Source organism: Streptomyces sp. NPDC048650, assembly GCF_043199095.1.
Taxonomy (GTDB): Bacteria; Actinomycetota; Actinomycetes; order Streptomycetales; family Streptomycetaceae; genus Streptomyces.
In genome coordinates this window covers 72,562-90,195 of sequence record NZ_JBICVM010000020.1, presented here as the reverse complement: position 1 = coordinate 90,195, position 17,634 = coordinate 72,562, and the positions used below count along the sequence as shown (strand labels likewise).

The window sequence follows — 17,634 nt, the reverse complement described above, 5'->3', positions numbered from 1 at the left end:
CGGCCCCTGTACGGACGGCCAGAGCGCTCAGTGGGCGCCGGTTCCGGTGAGCGAGCGCACCTCCAGCTCGGCGTACTTCTTGACGTCCGGCTCCTCCTTGGAGAGCAGGGAGCCGAGCCAGCCGAGCAGGAAGCCCAGCGGAATGGAGATCAGGCCGGGGTTCTCCAGGGGGAAGACATCGAAGTCCGCGCCCGGGAACATCGAGGTCTCCTTGCCGGAGACGACCGGGGAGAAAAGGACCAGCAGCACGGAGGAGGCGAGGCCGCCGTAGATGGACCACAGGGCGCCCTGGGTGGTGAAGCGCTTCCAGAACAGGCTGTAGAGGATGGTCGGGAGGTTGGCGGAGGCGGCGACCGCGAAGGCCAGCGCCACCAGGCCCGCGACGTTCAGGCCGCGGGCGAAGACGCCCAGCACGATGGCGACGGCGCCGATGCCGACGGTCGCCCAGCGGGCCGCGCCGACCTCTTCCTTCTCGGTGGCCTCCCCCTTGCGCAGGACGTTGACGTAGATGTCGTGGGCGAAGGACGAGGACGAGGCGAGGGTGAGGCCGGCGACCACCGCGAGGATCGTGGCGAAGGCGACGGCGGAGATGACGGCGAGCAGCACCGCGCCCCCGGTGGATCCGGCACCGCCGCCGATCACCTCGGCGAGCTGCGGGGCCGCGGTGTTGCCCGCCTTGTTGGCGGCGGTGATGTCCTCCGGCTTGATCAGGGCCGCGGCACCGAAGCCGAGCGCGATGGTCATCAGGTAGAAGACGCCGATGATGCCGATCGCCCAGTTCACCGACTTCCGGGCGGCCTTGGCGGTGGGCACGGTGTAGAAGCGGATGAGGATGTGCGGCAGGCCCGCGGTGCCCAGGACGAGGGCGATGCCCAGCGAGATGAAGTCGATCTTCGAGGTGGCGCTGGCGCCGTACTTGAGGCCGGGCTCCAGGAAGGCGGAACCCTTTCCGCTGTTCTCCGCGGCGGCGCCGAGCAGCGAGGAGACGTTGAAGTCGAACTTGAGCGCCACCAGGAAGGTGATCAGCAGGGTGCCGGCGATCAGCATCACCGCCTTCACCATCTGGACCCAGGTGGTCCCCTTCATCCCGCCGATGGTGACGTAGAGGATCATCACGATGCCGACGAGGACGACGACCAGGATCTTGCCGGCCTCGCTGGTGATGCCGAGGAGCAGGGTGACCAGGGCGCCGGCGCCCGCCATCTGGGCGAGCAGGTAGAAGATCGAGACGACGATGGTGGAGGTGCCCGCGGCCGTGCGGACCGGGCGCTGGCGCATCCGGTAGGCGAGGACGTCGCCCATGGTGAACCGGCCGGAGTTGCGCAGCGGTTCGGCCACGAGCAGCAGCGCGACGAGCCAGGCGACGAGGAAGCCGATGGAGTAGAGGAAGCCGTCGTAGCCGAAGAGGGCGATGGCGCCGGCGATACCGAGGAAGGACGCGGCGGACATGTAGTCGCCGGAGATGGCCAGGCCGTTCTGGAAACCGCTGAACTGGCGGCCGCCGGCGTAGAAGTCCTCCGCGCCCTTGGTCTGCCGGCCGGCCCAGACGGTGATGCCGAGGGTGGCGGCGACGAAGACCGCGAAGAGGGTGACGATCAGGGTGCGGTGTTCGCCCGCGCCACCCGCCGCGAGCTGCTGGGTGAGGCTCATGCGTCGACCTCCTGACCGGCCGCTTCGCTCTCCAGGCGGGCCTTGATGGCCGCCGCCTTGGGGTCGAGCTTGGCGGCGGCGTGCCGGGCGTACCACCAGGCGATCAGGAAGGTCGTGACGAACTGGGCGATGCCGAGGACGAAGGCGACATTGATGTGGCCGGCGACCTTCGTGGCCATGAAACCGCCGGCGTAGCTCGACAGCAGCACGTACGCGAGGTACCAGAGGATGAAGGCGACGGTCAGCGGAAAGGCGAACGAGCGGTGGGAGCGGCGCAGGGCCGCGAATTCCGCGCTCGCCTGCACCTGGCGGTAGTCGGGCGGCTCATGCGTCCCCGGGTCGAGGGTGGGTGCGGCACTCACGGATTCTCCTGACGCGTAGGGGCTGGTCCCGAGCCCGACGATAAGGCCCAGATAAGTGATGTGGATCACGCATCGTAGAGCCGCGGGAGTCGATCCGACAGGGGGTGGTTCGTGGAAACCCCGAGGAAAGTCGCGCAAGCGGCGCCGCGCGGCCGCCACCGCCGCGCGGGCGCTTCGTTGAGCCCGGTGTGACCCCGCCGCCCGCGCAGACCCCGCAACCCTCCGGTCCCCGTCGGCGCCCCTACGGCAGCGTCCGACTGCCCGCCCCGCTCGCCGCCGCCCCGCCGGCGCCGCGGCCCTCCGGACCACTGCCGCGCCGCTGGTACGGCCCGCGGGTCGCGCTGCCCCCGCTGAGCATCGGCACCCTGCGACGCGGCATCTGACGCCCCCGCGCACCGGATCCCCGGGTACCGCCTGACATCACGTCAATTGGACGTCCCTGCGGGGTTTTTTCCTCATTCCATTGCTGAGTGCCGGTGATCGCCGATAGCTTCACGTCGCATTGCATCCGCCCGTACGCACATCCGCGTGCGGGCGGTCTCACGGATGATGTGGAGTACCCCATGGCTCATCCCCGATCCAGACGCATGCGGGCGCTGGCTCTGCCGCTCGGACTGGCTCTGACGGCTTCCCTCGGATTCCTCCCGAACGCAGCCACCGCCGCGTCCCAGGACTCCGCCGCGGCCCCGGCCGACGGCCCGCAGCTGTCGTACGTCGTGAACACCACGCCCGGCCACGCCACGGTCGGCAAGGTGAAGAAGGCGATATCCAAGGCCGGCGGGAAGGTGATCACCACGCATGAGCAGATAGGCGTGATCGTCGTCCACTCGGCCAACCCAGGGTTCGCGACAGCCCTGCGCACCGTGCCCGGTGTGCAGTCGGCGGGCGCGACCCGCACCGCTCCGCTCAAGGCGACCGGCACCACCGACGTCGGCAAGCCGCAGAAGATCGCACTGCCGAAGTCCCAGCTCAAGGCGGCGGCCGCGACGGCGAAGGCGAACGGCGGGGAGCCGCTCGAGCCGCTCCAGTGGGACCTTCCCGCGATCAAGGCCGACAAGGCCGCGAAGGTGAACCCCGGCAGCAGGAACGTCACCGTCGGCATCATCGACACCGGCGTGGACGACACCCACCCGGATCTGAAGGCCAACTTCTCCGCGAAGCAGTCCGCCAACTGCGTGGGCGGCGTGCCCGATACGTCCAAGGGAGCCTGGCGCCCCTGGGACCCGGACAGCGACTACCACGGCACACATGTCGCGGGAACCATCGCCGCAGCCCGCAACGGTGTGGGAGTGGCGGGCGTCGCCCCCGGCGTGAAGATCTCCGCCATCAAGGTCAGCGAGCCCGAGACGTCGCTGTTCTACGCCGAGAGCGTGGTCTGCGCCTTCGTCTTCGCGGCCGACCACGGCGTCGAGGTCACCAACAACAGCTACTACGTCGACCCGTGGATGTTCAACTGCAAGGACGACGCGGATCAGGCCGCGATCATTGACGCGGTCGGCCGGGCGGCGAAGTACGCGCAGGGCAAGGGCGTGCTCAACGTCGCCGCCGCGGGCAACTCCGCCATGGACCTGGCGGCCGACAAGCTCACCGACACCGGCAGCCCCAACGACTCGACCCCCGTCACCCGCACCGTCAGCCCGAAGACCTGCTGGGACGTGCCCACGCAGCTGCCGGGCACGGTGACCGTCGCCGCGACCGGGGTGCACCGCCTCAAGTCGTCCTACTCGAACTACGGCCTGGGCCAGATCGACGTGGCCGCCCCGGGCGGCGACTCCAAGCAGGTGCCCGAGCTGCCCGCCAAGAACGGCAACATCCTCTCCACGATGCCGGGCGGCGACTGGGCCTATCTGGCGGGAACGTCGATGGCGACCCCGCACGTCGCGGGTGTGGCGGCGCTCATGAAGAGCACCCACCCCAAGTCCGGCCCGCAGGAGATCCAGTGGCTGCTCAAGCAGCAGGCGGACAACCCCGGCTGCCCCACGGACGACGCCACGTGCACCGGCACCCCGCACGTCAACAGCCACTTCGGCTACGGCATCGTCGACGCCCTGGACGCGGTCAGGAAGTGAGCCGGGCCGGATCCGGGACGTGATCCGGATCCGGGACGCGACTCAGGCAGCGACTGCCTCGGGGGGCCGCGCGGTGCGCCGCCCGGCCCCCTCGGCGCCCGCCGCCGCCCGGAGCACTCCCTCGGCCAGCGCCAGCTGCGCCGCCGCGTAGGTGAGCATGATCCAGAACTGCGGGCCGGGCAGTTGCGGCCAGTGCGCGATACCGCTCGCGATCAAGGTGTCGGAGAGCAGGAAGAGCAGTCCGCCGGCCGCGGCCCACGGCCCGGCGCGGAGCGCGCCGAAGGCCATCGCGGTCAGCAGCAGGCTGTAGCCGGCGACCGGGATCCGCAGGTCGGCGGGGAGGTCCGGCCACAGCAGCACGACGGTGGCGGCCAGCACGGCGGCGTAGCCGGCGCCGAGCCTCCCCGTCCGGGCCCGCCCGCCCGGCGAGGTGCCGTGTCGGGCGGCCAGCACCAGATAGCAGACGTGTCCGGCGGCGAACGACGCCATGCCCACCAGGAAGACGGTGTCGCCGCCGATCTGGAGGAAGGTGTCGCCGCCGCAGCCGAACAGCAGCGCACCGGCGAGCAGCGGCGGCCCGCCGCGGGCCAGCACACCGGCGGCGAGCACCGGCATCAGCGCGGGCTTGGTGAGGTGCGCGAGGGTGGTGGCCGAGGCGAGCAGTGCCCCGAGATGGACGACGGCGAGCACGCCGAAGGCGCCCAGCAGCGGCCGCACCGCCCTGGGCCACCGGGCGGTCACGCCGCGGTCTCCTCGACGGCGGGTGCGGCGCCGCGCGGTTCCGGCCGGGGCCCGCCCTCCGCGGACCGCTCGGCCGGCTGCCAGCCCGGCCCGCGGAAGATCCGCCCGGCCCGCTCGCGCCAGCTGTTTGCGGCCCGTACGTCGCGTGCGATGGCGGCGTATTCGTGGGTGGCCACCCGCAGTGGGTTGTAGGTCTCGATGTTCTTGGTGAGGCCGTAGACGGGGCGCTCGGTCTCGGCGGCGAACGAGCCGAACATCCGGTCCCAGACGATCAGGATCCCGCCGTAGTTGCGGTCCAGGTAGCCGCCTTGGGAGGCGTGGTGGACGCGGTGGTGGGACGGCGTGTTGAGCACGAACTCCACCGGCCGGGGCAGCTTGCCGACCCGCTCGGTGTGCACCCAGAACTGGTAGACGAGGTTGGCGCCCGAGGTGAACGCGATCACCGCCGGGTGCACGCCGAGGGCGACCATCGGGACGTAGAACGGCCACACGGTCCAGGTCGTCCAGGGCTGGCGCAGGGCGGTGGTGAGGTTGAACTTCTTGCTGGAGTGGTGCACCACATGGCAGGCCCACAGGACGCGGATGACGTGGTGTCCGCGGTGCGACCAGTAGTAGAAGAAGTCCTGGGCGAGCAGCATCAGCAGCAGCGTCCACCACAGCACGGGCACGCGCAGCGGGGTGAGTTCGTACACCGCGGCGTAGATCGCCACGATGGGTATCTTCCACAGGGCGTCGAACACCAGGCTGCCGAGGCCCATGCCGACGCTGGTGGCCGCGTCCTTGACCTCGTAGCCCTCCGCCTCCTCGTCGGGATGCAGGCGGTAGCTCACCATCTCCACGACGGCGAGCAGGGCGAAGGCCGGTACGGACCACAGCAGGACATCGGGCAGGTGCGGCATGCCCGCACCATAAAGGCGGTGACGGGGGCGCCGCTAGAGGTTGTTACCGAGAAGTATGTAAGACGCGCCGTCAGCTGTGCGGCGGACACCGCGGGGTGCGACGGGGTCCGACGCCCGAACGTCCGTGCGCCCGAGGGGGCCGTGGACGACGGGGATGCGGTGGCTGTCGGTGGTGGCCCGTATCCTCAATGACCATGCTCGAAGACCGCATGGCAGCAGCTCCCTCGATCGCGCCGAAGATCGGGCAGCAGCCGGGCCCGCAAACGCCGCCGGCCGCCTGGCCGGACGGGTACCCGCAGGGGTACGCAGTGGTCGACGTGGAGACCACCGGCCTGGCCCGCGACGACCGGATCATCTCCGCCGCCGTGTACCAACTCGACGCGCGGGGCGAGGTGCAGGACCGCTGGTACACCCTCGTCAATCCCCAGCGGGACCCGGGCCCGGTCTGGATCCACGGCCTCACCAGCGATGTGCTGGCCGACGCCCCGCTCTTCCCGGAGGTGGTCCCCGAGCTGTCCCGGCGGCTGGCGGACCGCGTCCTGGTCGCGCACAACGCCATGTTCGACTGGTCGATGATCGCCCGGGAGTACGCCCGCGCCGAGGCGGTGGCCCCGGTGCGCCAGCGACTGTGCACCATCGCCCTCTCCAAGGAACTGCGGCTGCCGCTGCCCAACCACAAGCTGGAGTCCCTCGCCGCGCACTACGGCGTCGTCCAGGAACGCGCCCACCACGCCCTCGACGACGCCCGGGTGCTGGCCGAGACCTTCCGGCCCAGCCTGCAGCGGGCCGCGCGGGAGAAGCTGCGGCTGCCGTTGCTGACCTGCCAGGCGCTGACGGAGTGGTCGGACTCCCCCGCCCCCCGGCAGCAGTCCTCGCCCTCGTCCTACCGCACGGCCGGCTGGCGGCCGTCCCGCAAGCGCCCGGCGTGCCCGTACCCCAACCCGGGGCGCTATGCGGCGGGCGGCCGGCTCGTCCAGGGGATGCGGGTGGCGTTCTCCGGTGACACCTCGGTGGACCGCGAGCTGCTGGAGGACCGGGCGGTCGAGGCCGGGCTGCACGTCGCCACGAGCCTGTCCCGGCTGACCAGCCTCCTGGTGACCAACGACCCGGACGCACAGACCTCGAAGACCGCCAAGGCCGCCCAGTTCGGCACGGTCGTGATCGACGAGGCCGCCTTCATGCAGTTGCTGCAGGACGTGGCCCCCGCGGGCACGACACCTGCGTCCGGGTGAAGAGCGGCCAACACACCCGCCCGCGCCTCGCACCGCGGCGGCACCGCCCGCAACCTGTGGCGCATGGCACGTTGTGAGGTCTGCGGAAACGACTACGGCATGACGTTCGAGGTGCACGCGCAGGGCGCGGTGCACGTCTTCGACTGCTTCTCCTGCGCCATTCACCGCATGGCGCCGATCTGCGAGCACTGCCGGTGCCAGATCATCGGGCAGGGCGTCGAGGTCGAGGGGCACTTCTACTGCGGCGCCCACTGCGCGCGCTCGGAGGGGAGGGTGGGCATCGTCGACAGGGTCTGAGCCCCGGCACCGTACCGTCACACTGCGCCCGGCCCCCGGCAGGACCCCCTGCCCGGGGGTCGCCGCACGCCAGGTACGGTCGTTGCCGTGTACCGCTTCCTGTTGTCCCGGCAGTGGGTGATCCTCACCCTCGTGGGCCTCGCGCTGATCCCCGTCATGATCAAGCTGGGCTTCTGGCAGCTGCACCGCCATGAGCACAAGGTGGCGCAGAACGCGCTCATCGCGAACAGCCTGGCCGCCGAGCCGGTTCCGGTCACCGGCCTGACGGCCCCCGGGCGCGTCCTCCCCCACCACGACATGTGGCGCACGGTCACCGCGACCGGCACCTACGACACCGCCCACGAGGTCGTGGTCCGCCAGCGCACCGCGGCCGACGAGCAGAGCATCGGCTACTACGTCCTGACCCCGCTCCGGCTCCCGAACGGCGACGACGTCCTGGTCAACCGCGGCTGGATCTCGGCCGGCAACGACCTGACCCGTTTCCCCGACGTCCCCGCCGCCCCCAAGGGCAAGGTCACCGTCACCGGCCGGATCATGGCCGACGAGACCAGCACGGAAAGCGGCATCAAGGACACCAAGGGCCTGCCCGCCCGTCAGATCATGCTGATCAACAGCACGGAACTGGCGAAGCGGCTGCAGCGGCCGGTGCTCGGCGGCTACATCGAGCAGACCGCCCCCAAGCCCGCCGACGGCAAGCCGGAGTTGGTCCCCGAGCCGGACCACGACAGCATCGGCCCGCACATGGCGTACGCGATCCAGTGGTGGATCTTCGCGGCGGCGGTGCCGGTCGGCTGGATCATCCTCGTACGCCGTGAGCGCCGTGACCGGGCGGAGGCCGCGGCCAAGGAGGCCGACGAAGCCGAGGAGGCCGACGAAGCCGGAGCGGCCGAAGCGGAGTCGGAGATTTCGGTGGAGTCCGGGGAGCCGGCGGAGCCGGTAGCCCGGACAGCCGCCATCACCGACTAGCCAGGGCGCCGGGCGGGAAAGCGCCCTGAGTGCACCCACATATCGAGGACTACGCGCTCATCGGCGATCTGCAGACCGCCGCCCTCGTCGGCCGCGACGGCTCCATCGACTGGCTGTGCCTGCCGCGGTTCGACTCCGGCGCCTGCTTCGCCGCCCTCCTCGGCGGCAAGGAGAACGGCCACTGGGGCCTGGCCCCCACCTCCCCCGAGGCCCGCGCCGAGCGCTCCTACCGCGGCGAGTCGCTCGTCCTGGACACCGTCTGGCAGACCCCCAGCGGCAGCGTGCGGGTCACCGACTTCATGCCGCAGCGCGACCGCGCGCCCGACGTCGTACGGATCGTCGAGGGCCTGAGCGGCAGCGTCGAGATGCGCGGCGTGCTCCGCCTGCGGTTCGACTACGGGCGGGTGGTCCCCTGGGTGCGCGCGACCGACGACGGCGCCCGGGTCGCCGTCGCCGGGCCGGACTCGGTATGGCTGCGCACCCCCCGCCAGGGCCGCACCTACGGCAAGGACTTCAGCACCCGTTCGGACTTCACCGTCGCCGCCGGCGAGCGCGCCTCCTTCGTCATGACCTGGCACCCCTCGCAGGAGCCCCGGCCGCGGCAGATCGACCCGTGCGAGGCGCTGGAGAACACCCTGGAGGACTGGCACGACTGGTCCGCGCGCTGCCGGTACAACGGCCCGCACCGCGCCGCCGTCATCCGCTCGCTGATCACCCTCAAGGGCCTCATCTACGCACCCACCGGCGGCATCGTCGCGGCCCCCACCACCTCGCTGCCCGAGGAGATCGGCGGCATCCGCAACTGGGACTACCGCTACTGCTGGCTGCGCGACGCCAGCCTCACCCTGAACTCCCTGATCTCCGGCGGCTATCTGGAGGAGGCGAGCGCATGGCGGGAGTGGCTGCTGCGGGCGGTGGCCGGCGCGCCCGACGACCTGCAGATCATGTACGGCCTGGCCGGCGAGCGGCGGCTCCCGGAGGCCGAGCTCCCGTGGCTGAGCGGATACGCCGGATCCGCGCCCGTACGGATCGGCAACGCCGCCGTCGAACAGCGCCAGCTGGACGTCTACGGCGAGGTGCTGGACTCCTTCCACATCGGCCGCGCGGCGGGCATGGAGTCCGAGCCGCACGCCTGGAGCATCCAGCGCGCCCTGGTGGAGTACCTGGAATCCACCTGGCGCGAGCCCGACGAGGGACTGTGGGAGATCCGCGGGCCGCGCCGGCACTTCGTCCACTCCAAGGTGATGGCCTGGGTCGCCGCGGACCGCGCCGTCCGCGCGCTGGAGGCCGATCCGAAGCTCGGCGGGGACCTCGACCGCTGGCGGGCGATGCGCGACGAGGTCCACCGCGAGGTCTGCGAGCACGGCTTCGACGCGACGCGCGGCACCTTCACCCAGTACTACGGCTCCGCCGAGCTCGACGCCGCGACCCTGCTCATCCCTCGCGTCGGCTTCCTCCCGGGCGACGACCCGCGGGTGGTCGCCACCGTCGACGCGGTACGCCAGGAGCTGTCGTACGACGGGCTGGTGCGGCGGTACAGCACCGAGAGCGGCGGCAGCGTGGACGGACTGCCCGGCGGCGAGGGCACCTTCCTCGTCTGCTCCTTCTGGCTCGCCGACGCGCTCGCCCTGACCGGGCGGAGCGACGAGGCGCGGGCACTGTTCGAGCGGCTGCTTGCCCTCCGCAACGACGTGGGACTGCTCTCCGAGGAGTACGACCCGGTGGCCCGGCGGCAGCTCGGCAACTTCCCGCAGGCCTTCAGCCACATCGGTCTGGTGGGGACCGCCTTCGGGCTGTTCGGGAACACGGAGGCAGACTAGGCCCATGGATCTTGGACTTACCGACCGGACATATGTCGTCACCGGAGCTACCCGCGGCCTCGGCTTCGCCACCGCCCGGGAGCTCGTCGCCGACGGCGCCAACGTGGTGCTCACCGGACGCACCGAGGAGAGCGCGATCGCGGCGGCCGCCACCCTGGGCGAGCGGGCCCTGGGGGTGGCGGCCGACAACGCGGACCCGCAGACCGCCGACCGTCTGGTGGCCGCGGCCCGCGAGCGCTTCGGGCGCCTCGACGGCGTCATGATCAGCGTCGGCGGCCCGGCCCCCGGCACGACCGCCGACAACACCGACGAACAGTGGCGGGACGCCTTCGAATCCGTCTTCCTGGGCGCGGTACGGCTCGCCCGCACGGCCGCCGCCGAACTCGGCGAGGGCGGCGTCGTCGGCTTCGTGCTGTCCGGCTCCGTGCACCAGCCCATCAGCGGCCTGACCATCTCCAACGGCCTGCGCCCCGGGCTCGCCGGCTTCGCCAAGTCACTCGCCGACGAGGTCGGCCCGCGCGGCATCCGCGTCGTCGGCGTCCTGCCCGGCCGTGTCGCCACCGACCGGATGACCCAGCTCGACGCGCTCTCCGGGGACCCCGAGGGCTCCCGCGCCCGCAATGCGGCGTCGATCCCCTTGGGTCGCTACGGCACCCCCGAGGAGTTCGGCCGCGTCGCGGCGTTCCTCCTCTCGCCGGCGGCCTCCTATGTCACCGGGGTGATGGTGCCGGTCGACGGCGGGGCCCGGCGCGGTTTCTGACGCGCGCTCCACTCCCCCACGCGCCCGGCCGCGGCGCGTGGGGACTCACTCGTCCAGGGCCGGTCGTCTGGATCACGCCGGGCTCGTGGGGTCTGGCCCGATCCGGACGACAGGCCCTAGCTCACCCGCTCCGCCCGGTGGCGCACTCCCCGCAGGTGGACGTCCGCCGGCAGCCGGTCCAGCCCCGCCGAGCCGCGCGCACGGTCCACCGTCTCGTCGGCGAGGCGCTGTACGACCGCGGCCGGTTCCGCGTGCGGGGCGAGCGCGATCCGGGCCTGTACCCGCGGTCGGGTACGGCGTCCGGTCAACCGCACCGCGGCCCCGTCCACGCCAGCCAGCGCCTCCGTCTCGGCGGTCAGCGCCGCCTCCAACGCCCGGCCGCGCAGCAACGCTCCCTCGCCGTCGCCGCTGTCGACCAGGATCGCGGCCAGGCGGTGTCTGCGGAGCTGGGTCACCAGCCACCACAGCAGGAGCAGGACGAGCACCGCCAGGACGGCGATGACGACGGGCCACCACCAGCCGCGGTCGGTCCAGCGGGTGCGGTCGTGCCGGGACAGCAGCACGTCGTCGGGCCGGGTCCAGGGCCAGCCGGCGGGCAGCGGCAGATGCCATTTCGCGGGCAGGTCGAGCCCGCCCATCAGCACCGCCGCCCCGGCTCCCAGCAGCACCGCGCCGATCAGGCCCAGCAGCACCCGGTTGGTGCCTCTGCGTACCGTGCGCATCGCGCGCTCACCTCTTCTTCGGGCGCCGTACGTTCACGATCAGGTGCAGTCCGCGGACCAGCCCCAGTTGTTCGAGGCCGTCGCCGAGCGCCGTGCGGAGGTCGTCGCGGACCTCGTCGAGGTCGCGGAAGTGTGCGAAGGCCAGTGTCCTGGCCTTGCGGCGGGTGACCTTCAGCCGTACGGACTGCACACCGGAGACCTCCATGGCGCGGTCGCGCAGCACCAGGGCGGCCGCCGAACGGTCCAGGCCGGCCCGGAAGCCGGGAGCGGTGCGCCGCATCGGCAGCCGCTCGCGCAGGCCGGGCGTGACGGCGAGGACGATCAGCCAGATCCCGATCACCGTCGCGGCCGCGGCGGCGCCCAGGATCCAGGGGTTGTCCAGGTGGCGGGTGGCCAGCTGGTGGCCGAGTCGGCTGCGCCAGGCCATCGCGTGGCGGCCGGCGCGGACCGCGGCCACGTCGTACAGCAGCAGGCCCGTGGCGCCCAACAGGACCAGGGCGACCACCGCGGCCGGCACCCGCCGGGCCGACCAGTAGCGCCCGGGGTGGTGCCCGTCGCCCGGGTTCGCCACGACCTCGGGCGCCCCGGACTCCCGAGGTCCGTCGTCGTCCCCCGGCCGCTTGTCGAGCGTGGGCAGCCGACGGGTGTCCGACACCTCCGCGTCGTCGTCGCTCATCGCACCCTGCCCCGCTCCCTGCCGTCCAGCAGCGGCGAGTGCAGACGTTCCACCTCCACCGCGACCTCCGGCACCGCCATGTTCGCCAGCGCCCGCACCCGCTCGGACACCTGGCGGCACACCGCCGCGCAGTGCGCGCCGATGTCCGACGGGTAGCCCAGTTCGGCGGCGATCCGTACCCGGGCCTCGCCGAAGTGCTCCTGGCCGTCCCGGCGATGGACGGTGACCGTCGCATGGGCGTCGGTGGACGCGGCGGGGGACACCTCGCGCAGCGCCTCGCGCGCCGCCTGCGCGGCGATCTTCGCCACCACCCGGTCCGCGATTCTGGTCGCGCCCCGCTCACCCGCCGGTACGGCAGGGGCAGCGGCGGCGGAGGCCACCGTCGCCATCCGGCCTCACCGCCGCCGGCCGGCGCGGTCGCCGGTCCGGGTGCGGAAGAACTCGCCGGGTCCGAAATCCCCGTCCAGGAATCCACCTGCCACGAAACCGATGGCGCCCAGCGCCGCCACCAGGATGAACGCCCCGAACCCGCCGAAGTATCCGGCGAAGCCCAGCGCCATGCCGGCCAGAAGGCCGACTGCGGCCATACTCATCGTGCGCTCCTTCGCTACCCCTTCGGGCGGGCCCCGCTCGCGGCCGGGCCCCTTACTGAATACGCGACTCGGACTGGTCCTCTTCGTCTTCCTCATCGGGCAGCTTGACGTCACTGACCGCGATGTTGACCTCGACGACCTCCAGGCCCGTCATCCGCTCCACGGCGGAGACGACGTTCTCCCGGACGGTGCGGGCCACATCGGCGATGGCGACGCCGTAGTCCACCACGATCTCCAGGTCGATCGCGGTCTGCACCTCGCCGACCTCGGCCTTCACGCCGCGTGTCGCGGCGGAACCGCCGCCGCCGGGCACCCGCTCCCGTACCGCCCCCAGGGTGCGGGCCAGGCCGCTGCCCATCGCGTGGACACCCACGACATCGCGGGCCGCCAGTCCGGCGATCTTCTCCACGACACCGTCGGCGATGGTCGTGCGCCCCCGGGTCGCGGGGTCACCGCCGCCCCGTCTGCCCGGCGTCTTCGCTCCGTCCGACATCTGCTGGCTCTCGCTCATCGCCGTTGGTCCCTTTCGGAGGATCGGAGGGAGAAGCGGTCCGCCCGCTCCGGATCCCACAGTAGGTCCGATTTTTCTCATATGCCCCGCTATGCGGCAATAGAGTGCTCCATACGGCCTCGTGCGCCGCACCACCGGGCCGCCCGACCGGCGCTGGGGCAGGCTGGGAACACCGTCCGGAGAAGGGGTGACGCGGTGGCCGGGATCGAGTTGGCGCTGGCCGTACGGCAGCAACTGGGCATCGGCCGGGTGCTGCCGCTCGGCGGGCCCGCCGACGGCTCATGGATCACCGAGCGGGCGGCCGCCGCAGTGCTGCGGGCGGCCGTCGGCACCACGGCCGGCATGCGCCTCGGCGCCCTGCGGCTGACCGTCGCGGACCCCGCCGCCGGGACCCCGGCCGTACCGCCACCGCCGAGCGCCCTGCCGCCGGGGCCGTTGCGCATCACGGCCGACCTCAGGGCACCCGACGACCGCCCGCTGCCCGGCGCCGCGGACGAGCTGCGCGCGGCCCTGCTCGCCGCGGCGGACCGGGAGCTGGGTCTGGTGGTGGGCTCGGTGGACCTTCGGATCAGCGGGCTGCTGACGGCGGACGAGGAGCCCGCGGCGACGGACACGGGAGCCGGCCGGGAGCCCGCGGCGACGGAGACGGGGGCGCCGCCGGAGACCGGCGGCGCCCCGCAGGACGGCACGGAGGGGCAACCGGACGGGCCGGACTCCCTCGCCGCCGTCGTCCTGGGCGTGCCCGGCGTCGCCGGCCTCGCCCCCGCGCTCGGCGGCCGCTCCCGCGCGCTGCGGCCGCACGGCGGGCACGTCCTGATCCAGCTGGCGACCGCGCCCGGCCGGCGGGCGCTGGACGTCGCGCGGGCCGTACGCCTCGCCGTGGCGGCCGCCCAATGCGCACCGGAGACGATCGCCGTACTGGTCACCGCCGTCGGGCGCGGCTGACGGGCGGCCGGGGCCCGGCGGTAGTAGCCCGACGGCGTACCGCTCCGGGCTACTCGCCCAGCCCGGCGAGATCGCGCAGCCGGCGTGCCTGGGCGGCCCGCTCCGCGGTGCGCTGCTCCTCATAGCTGCGGCCGGCGACCCCGGCCAGCAGGCCCTTGGTCTCGATGACGGCATCGCGCGGGGCGGCGAGGAGGGCGGCCGCAAGGTCAGCCACCGCACCGTCGAGCTCATCCCCCGGCACCACCAGGTTGGCCAGACCCACGCGCTCGGCCTCCTGGGCGTGCACGAAGCGCCCGGTGGCGCAGATCTCCAGCGCGCGGGCGTAACCCACCAGGGAGACGAGCGGGTGCGTGCCGGTCAGGTCCGGCACCAGGCCCAGGCTGGTCTCGCGCATGGCGAACTGCACGTCCTCGGCGACGACCCGCAGATCGCAGGCGAGGGCGAGCTGGAAGCCCGCACCGATCGCATGGCCCTGCACGGCGGCGATGGACACCAGGTCGGTGCGCCGCCACCAGGTGAACGCCTCCTGGTACTCGGCGATCGTGGCGTCCAGTTCGCTGTCCGCACCGCGTGCCAGATCGATGAACGACGGCTCGCCGTCGAACCCTTCGGGCGTGAACGCCTGCCGGTCCAGGCCCGCGGAGAAGGACTTCCCCTCACCGCGCAGCACGACGACCCGCACATTTCCCGGCAGCAGCGAACCCGCCTCGGCCAGCGCCCGCCACATGGCCGGCGACTGCGCATTGCGCTTGGCCTCGTTGGCGAGCGTCACCGTGGCGACGGTGTCGTCCACGGTGAGCCGCACACCGTCTTTGTCGAGCAGAGTCATGGGAGCGCCTCCGAGTCAGCCGACCGCACCTGCGTGCGTAAGTGACTGAACGGTAACCTCCCGGCCGACTGCTCGATCGACCGGGGGGACAACCGTTTCACCCGGAGTCGCGGCGTCAGGCCGAAGCGGCCTTCTTGCCCCTGGTGGCTCCGCCTCGACCGCGCAGGACCACACCGGATTCGCTGAGCATCCGGTGCACGAACCCATAGGAGCGACCGGTTTCCTCGGCCAGCGCCCGGATGCTCGCTCCGGAGTCGTACTTCTTCTTCAGGTCTGCCGCGAGCTTCTCGCGCGCGGCGCCGGTTACCCGGCTGCCCTTCTTCAGAGTCTCGGCCACCCGTGCCTCCTCGTGGGAAGTGCGCTCTGGACTCTCATGATCACCCCTCCCAGGCTTCCTGGCCACCCATTCCGCAACGTCGGTACGACATGAATCGCCGCCCGACGCGCCGCCGAGTGGGCCGGAATTCTCCATTCCGCCGTCGCTGGGTGCCGTTCGTGTGCCGAATTCCCGGAAAAGCGGCAGGTCAGGGGTTATGCGACCGAAAAGGCAACGGCCGGGCCCACCAGGACCCGGCCATTCGCCGCAGACTCGCCGATGTACGAGCCGTTCTCACACAGATGATGGATCACGAGTAGGCCGAATGATCCAGACAGCATGATCCATACGGCCCCGGGCACCCCACCGTGACGGATACGCCACCGAACGGTGCGGCCGTGGACCGCCGCGTCAGGCCAGCGCGACCAGGTCCGCGTAGTCCTGGCCCCACAGGTCCTCGACGCCGTCGGGCAGCAGGATGATCCGCTCCGGCTCCAGCGCGTCCACCGCGCCCTCGTCGTGGGAGACCAGGACCACAGCGCCGGTGAAGGTGTGCAGCGCGCCGAGGATCTCCTCGCGGCTGGCCGGGTCGAGGTTGTTCGTCGGCTCGTCGAGGAGCAGGACGTTGGCCGAGGAGACCACCAGCGTCGCCAGCGCGAGCCTGGTCTTCTCACCGCCGGAGAGCACTCCGGCCGGCTTGTCGACGTCGTCGCCGGAGAAGAGGAAGGAGCCCAGCGTCTTGCGGATGGCGACCAGGTCCATGTCCGGAGCGGCCGAGCGCATGTTCTCCAGGACCGTGCGGTCCGGGTCCAGCGTCTCGTGCTCCTGGGCGTAGTACCCGAGCTTGAGGCCGTGCCCGGGGCGGACCTCGCCGGTGTCCGGCGTCTCGACACCCGCCAGCAGCCGCAGCAACGTGGTCTTGCCGGCGCCGTTGAGGCCGAGAATGACGACCCGGGAGCCCTTGTCGATGGCCAGGTCGACGTCGGTGAAGATCTCCAGGGAGCCGTAGGACTTGGACAGGCCCTCGGCCGTGAGCGGCGTCTTGCCGCACGGCGCCGGGTCCGGGAAGCGCAGCTTGGCGACCTTGTCGGAGGCGCGCACCGCGTCCAGGCCGGCCAGCAGCTTGTCGGCGCGCTTGGCCATGTTCTGCGCGGCGACGGTCTTGGTGGCCTTGGCCCGCATCTTGTCGGCCTGCGAGTTGAGGGCCGCGGCCTTCTTCTCGGCGTTCTGCCGCTCACGCTTGCGGCGCTTCTCGTCGGCCTCGCGCTGCTGCTGGTAGAGCTTCCAGCCCATGTTGTAGATGTCGATGTGCGAGCGGTTGGCGTCGAGGTAGAACACCTTGTTGACGACGGTCTCGACCAGGTCGACGTCGTGCGAGATGACGATGAAACCGCCGCGGTAGGTCTTGAGGTAGTCGCGCAGCCAGACGATGGAGTCGGCGTCGAGGTGGTTGGTCGGCTCGTCGAGCAGCAGGGTGTCGGAGTCCGAGAAGAGGATCCGGGCCAGTTCGACACGGCGGCGCTGACCGCCGGAGAGCGTATGGAGGGGCTGGGCGAGGATCCGGTCGGGCAGTCCGAGGCTGGCGGCGATGGTCGCGGCCTCCGCCTCGGCGGCGTAGCCGCCCTTGGTCAGGAACTCGGTCTCCAGGCGCTCGTACTTCTTCATCGCCTTGTCGCGGGTGGCGCCCTTGCCGTTGGCCATCCGCTCCTCGTTCTCCCGCATCTTGCGGAGCACGGAGTCCAGATCGCGGGCCGACAGGATGCGGTCGCGGGCCAGTACGTCCATGTCGCCGGTGCGCGGGTCCTGCGGCAGATAGCCGACCTCGCCGGAACGGGTGACCGTGCCGGCGGCGGGGATGCCCTCGCCCGCCAGCACCTTGGTGAGGGTGGTCTTGCCTGCGCCGTTGCGCCCGACCAGGCCGATGCGGTCGCCCTTGGCGATGCGGAAGGAAGCGGACTCGATGAGGATTCGGGCGCCGGCGCGCAGCTCAAGGCCGGAGGCGGTGATCACGGAAAATACTCCAGGGCAGGAAGACGGCGGGTTGGACGGACGGTCCGAGAGCGGTCAGCGCCGTCTAATGAACCCAAAGGAGAACTGCCATACAGGCAGTCTAACGGTGTCGCGCAACCAGATTTCCCGGACGGCCGCGGCGGGTGGGCCGTCCACGACCGCCGGACCGGCGCCCCCGCCGATGAGCCGTTGTCAGACCCCGCTGGGAGACTGTGATGCAGATCTCATACGGCAGG

General features: G+C 71.9%; 20 protein-coding genes. 8 read left to right on the top strand and 12 right to left on the bottom strand.

What is annotated here, in order from left to right; all coding sequences use genetic code 11:
• Window positions 1–27: 27 nt before the first annotated feature.
• Complete coding sequence (locus ACGFML_RS35185; protein WP_393549740.1) at window positions 28–1,650, bottom strand: cation acetate symporter; 1,623 nt, start codon at window positions 1,648–1,650, stop codon at window positions 28–30.
• Window positions 1,647–2,012: a DUF485 domain-containing protein gene (locus ACGFML_RS35180; protein ID WP_393549739.1), complete on the bottom strand. Its 366-nt coding sequence runs from the start codon at window positions 2,010–2,012 to the stop codon at window positions 1,647–1,649. Before ACGFML_RS35180 ends, ACGFML_RS35185 begins: the two co-directional genes overlap by 4 nt.
• A gap of 188 nt (window positions 2,013–2,200) precedes the next feature.
• Here ACGFML_RS35180 and ACGFML_RS35175 point away from each other — a divergent pair, with 188 nt between their 5' ends.
• Entirely contained in the window at window positions 2,201–2,395 is a 195-nt protein-coding gene (locus tag ACGFML_RS35175; RefSeq protein ID WP_393549738.1) for a hypothetical protein, read from the top strand.
• Between the two features lie 180 nt (window positions 2,396–2,575).
• Window positions 2,576–4,081, top strand: a complete 1,506-nt coding sequence (locus tag ACGFML_RS35170; protein ID WP_393549737.1) for a S8 family serine peptidase — start codon at window positions 2,576–2,578, stop codon at window positions 4,079–4,081.
• Window positions 4,082–4,123: 42 nt separating this feature from the next.
• On the opposite strand, the gene ACGFML_RS35165 is transcribed toward ACGFML_RS35170, so the two are convergent.
• Together ACGFML_RS35165 and ACGFML_RS35160 are read right to left on the bottom strand one after the other, a co-directional pair.
• Window positions 4,124–4,822 (bottom strand): lysoplasmalogenase, encoded by a 699-nt coding sequence (locus ACGFML_RS35165; protein ID WP_393549736.1) that lies wholly within the window; start codon window positions 4,820–4,822, stop codon window positions 4,124–4,126.
• Complete coding sequence (locus tag ACGFML_RS35160) at window positions 4,819–5,721, bottom strand: sterol desaturase family protein (RefSeq protein WP_393549735.1); 903 nt, start codon at window positions 5,719–5,721, stop codon at window positions 4,819–4,821. The genes ACGFML_RS35165 and ACGFML_RS35160 overlap by 4 nt, the downstream gene beginning before the upstream one ends.
• Before the next feature lie 188 nt (window positions 5,722–5,909).
• On the opposite strand from ACGFML_RS35160, the gene ACGFML_RS35155 reads away from it, so the two are divergent.
• The 5 genes from ACGFML_RS35155 to ACGFML_RS35135 all read left to right on the top strand — a co-directional run bounded on the left by ACGFML_RS35155 (window position 5,910) and on the right by ACGFML_RS35135 (window position 10,796).
• Window positions 5,910–6,953 carry a DEDDh family exonuclease gene (locus ACGFML_RS35155; protein ID WP_393549734.1) on the top strand — a complete coding sequence of 348 codons (1,044 nt, stop codon included), beginning with the start codon at window positions 5,910–5,912 and terminating at the stop codon, window positions 6,951–6,953.
• 63 nt (window positions 6,954–7,016) lie between these two features.
• Window positions 7,017–7,250, top strand: coding sequence for a hypothetical protein (locus ACGFML_RS35150; protein ID WP_393549733.1), 234 nt, complete (start codon window positions 7,017–7,019; stop codon window positions 7,248–7,250).
• Window positions 7,251–7,337: 87 nt separating this feature from the next.
• A complete protein-coding gene (locus ACGFML_RS35145) occupies window positions 7,338–8,216 on the top strand; it encodes an SURF1 family protein (RefSeq protein WP_393549732.1) in 879 nt (292 codons plus the stop codon).
• Between the two features lie 29 nt (window positions 8,217–8,245).
• Window positions 8,246–10,036 (top strand): glycoside hydrolase family 15 protein, encoded by a 1,791-nt coding sequence (locus tag ACGFML_RS35140; RefSeq protein ID WP_393549731.1) that lies wholly within the window; start codon window positions 8,246–8,248, stop codon window positions 10,034–10,036.
• A gap of 4 nt (window positions 10,037–10,040) precedes the next feature.
• On the top strand, window positions 10,041–10,796 hold the full coding sequence (locus tag ACGFML_RS35135; protein WP_393549730.1) for an SDR family oxidoreductase: 756 nt from the start codon (window positions 10,041–10,043) through the stop codon (window positions 10,794–10,796).
• Window positions 10,797–10,912: 116 nt separating this feature from the next.
• Here the strand turns inward: ACGFML_RS35135 and amaP are convergent, their stop codons facing one another.
• The 5 genes from amaP to ACGFML_RS35110 are packed head-to-tail and all read right to left on the bottom strand — an operon-like array spanning window position 10,913 to window position 13,298.
• Window positions 10,913–11,518, bottom strand: coding sequence for an alkaline shock response membrane anchor protein AmaP (gene amaP / locus ACGFML_RS35130; RefSeq protein ID WP_393549729.1), 606 nt, complete (start codon window positions 11,516–11,518; stop codon window positions 10,913–10,915).
• Between the two features lie 7 nt (window positions 11,519–11,525).
• Entirely contained in the window at window positions 11,526–12,194 is a 669-nt protein-coding gene (locus tag ACGFML_RS35125; RefSeq protein WP_393549728.1) for a DUF6286 domain-containing protein, read from the bottom strand.
• Window positions 12,191–12,583 carry a hypothetical protein gene (locus tag ACGFML_RS35120; protein WP_393549727.1) on the bottom strand — a complete coding sequence of 131 codons (393 nt, stop codon included), beginning with the start codon at window positions 12,581–12,583 and terminating at the stop codon, window positions 12,191–12,193. Before ACGFML_RS35120 ends, ACGFML_RS35125 begins: the two co-directional genes overlap by 4 nt.
• Before the next feature lie 6 nt (window positions 12,584–12,589).
• Entirely contained in the window at window positions 12,590–12,787 is a 198-nt protein-coding gene (locus ACGFML_RS35115) for a hypothetical protein (RefSeq protein WP_393549726.1), read from the bottom strand.
• Between the two features lie 52 nt (window positions 12,788–12,839).
• Complete coding sequence (locus tag ACGFML_RS35110; RefSeq protein WP_393549725.1) at window positions 12,840–13,298, bottom strand: Asp23/Gls24 family envelope stress response protein; 459 nt, start codon at window positions 13,296–13,298, stop codon at window positions 12,840–12,842.
• Window positions 13,299–13,493: 195 nt separating this feature from the next.
• On the opposite strand from ACGFML_RS35110, the gene ACGFML_RS35105 reads away from it, so the two are divergent.
• Entirely contained in the window at window positions 13,494–14,243 is a 750-nt protein-coding gene (locus ACGFML_RS35105; RefSeq protein ID WP_393549724.1) for a hypothetical protein, read from the top strand.
• A 49-nt stretch (window positions 14,244–14,292) separates the two neighbouring features.
• On the opposite strand, the gene ACGFML_RS35100 is transcribed toward ACGFML_RS35105, so the two are convergent.
• The 3 genes from ACGFML_RS35100 to ACGFML_RS35090 all read right to left on the bottom strand — a co-directional run bounded on the left by ACGFML_RS35100 (window position 14,293) and on the right by ACGFML_RS35090 (window position 17,398).
• On the bottom strand, window positions 14,293–15,072 hold the full coding sequence (locus tag ACGFML_RS35100) for an enoyl-CoA hydratase/isomerase family protein (protein ID WP_393549723.1): 780 nt from the start codon (window positions 15,070–15,072) through the stop codon (window positions 14,293–14,295).
• A 115-nt stretch (window positions 15,073–15,187) separates the two neighbouring features.
• Window positions 15,188–15,409, bottom strand: a complete 222-nt coding sequence (locus tag ACGFML_RS35095) for a helix-turn-helix domain-containing protein (protein ID WP_006606369.1) — start codon at window positions 15,407–15,409, stop codon at window positions 15,188–15,190.
• Between the two features lie 390 nt (window positions 15,410–15,799).
• Window positions 15,800–17,398, bottom strand: a complete 1,599-nt coding sequence (locus tag ACGFML_RS35090; protein ID WP_393549722.1) for an ABC-F family ATP-binding cassette domain-containing protein — start codon at window positions 17,396–17,398, stop codon at window positions 15,800–15,802.
• Window positions 17,399–17,634 lie beyond the last annotated feature (236 nt).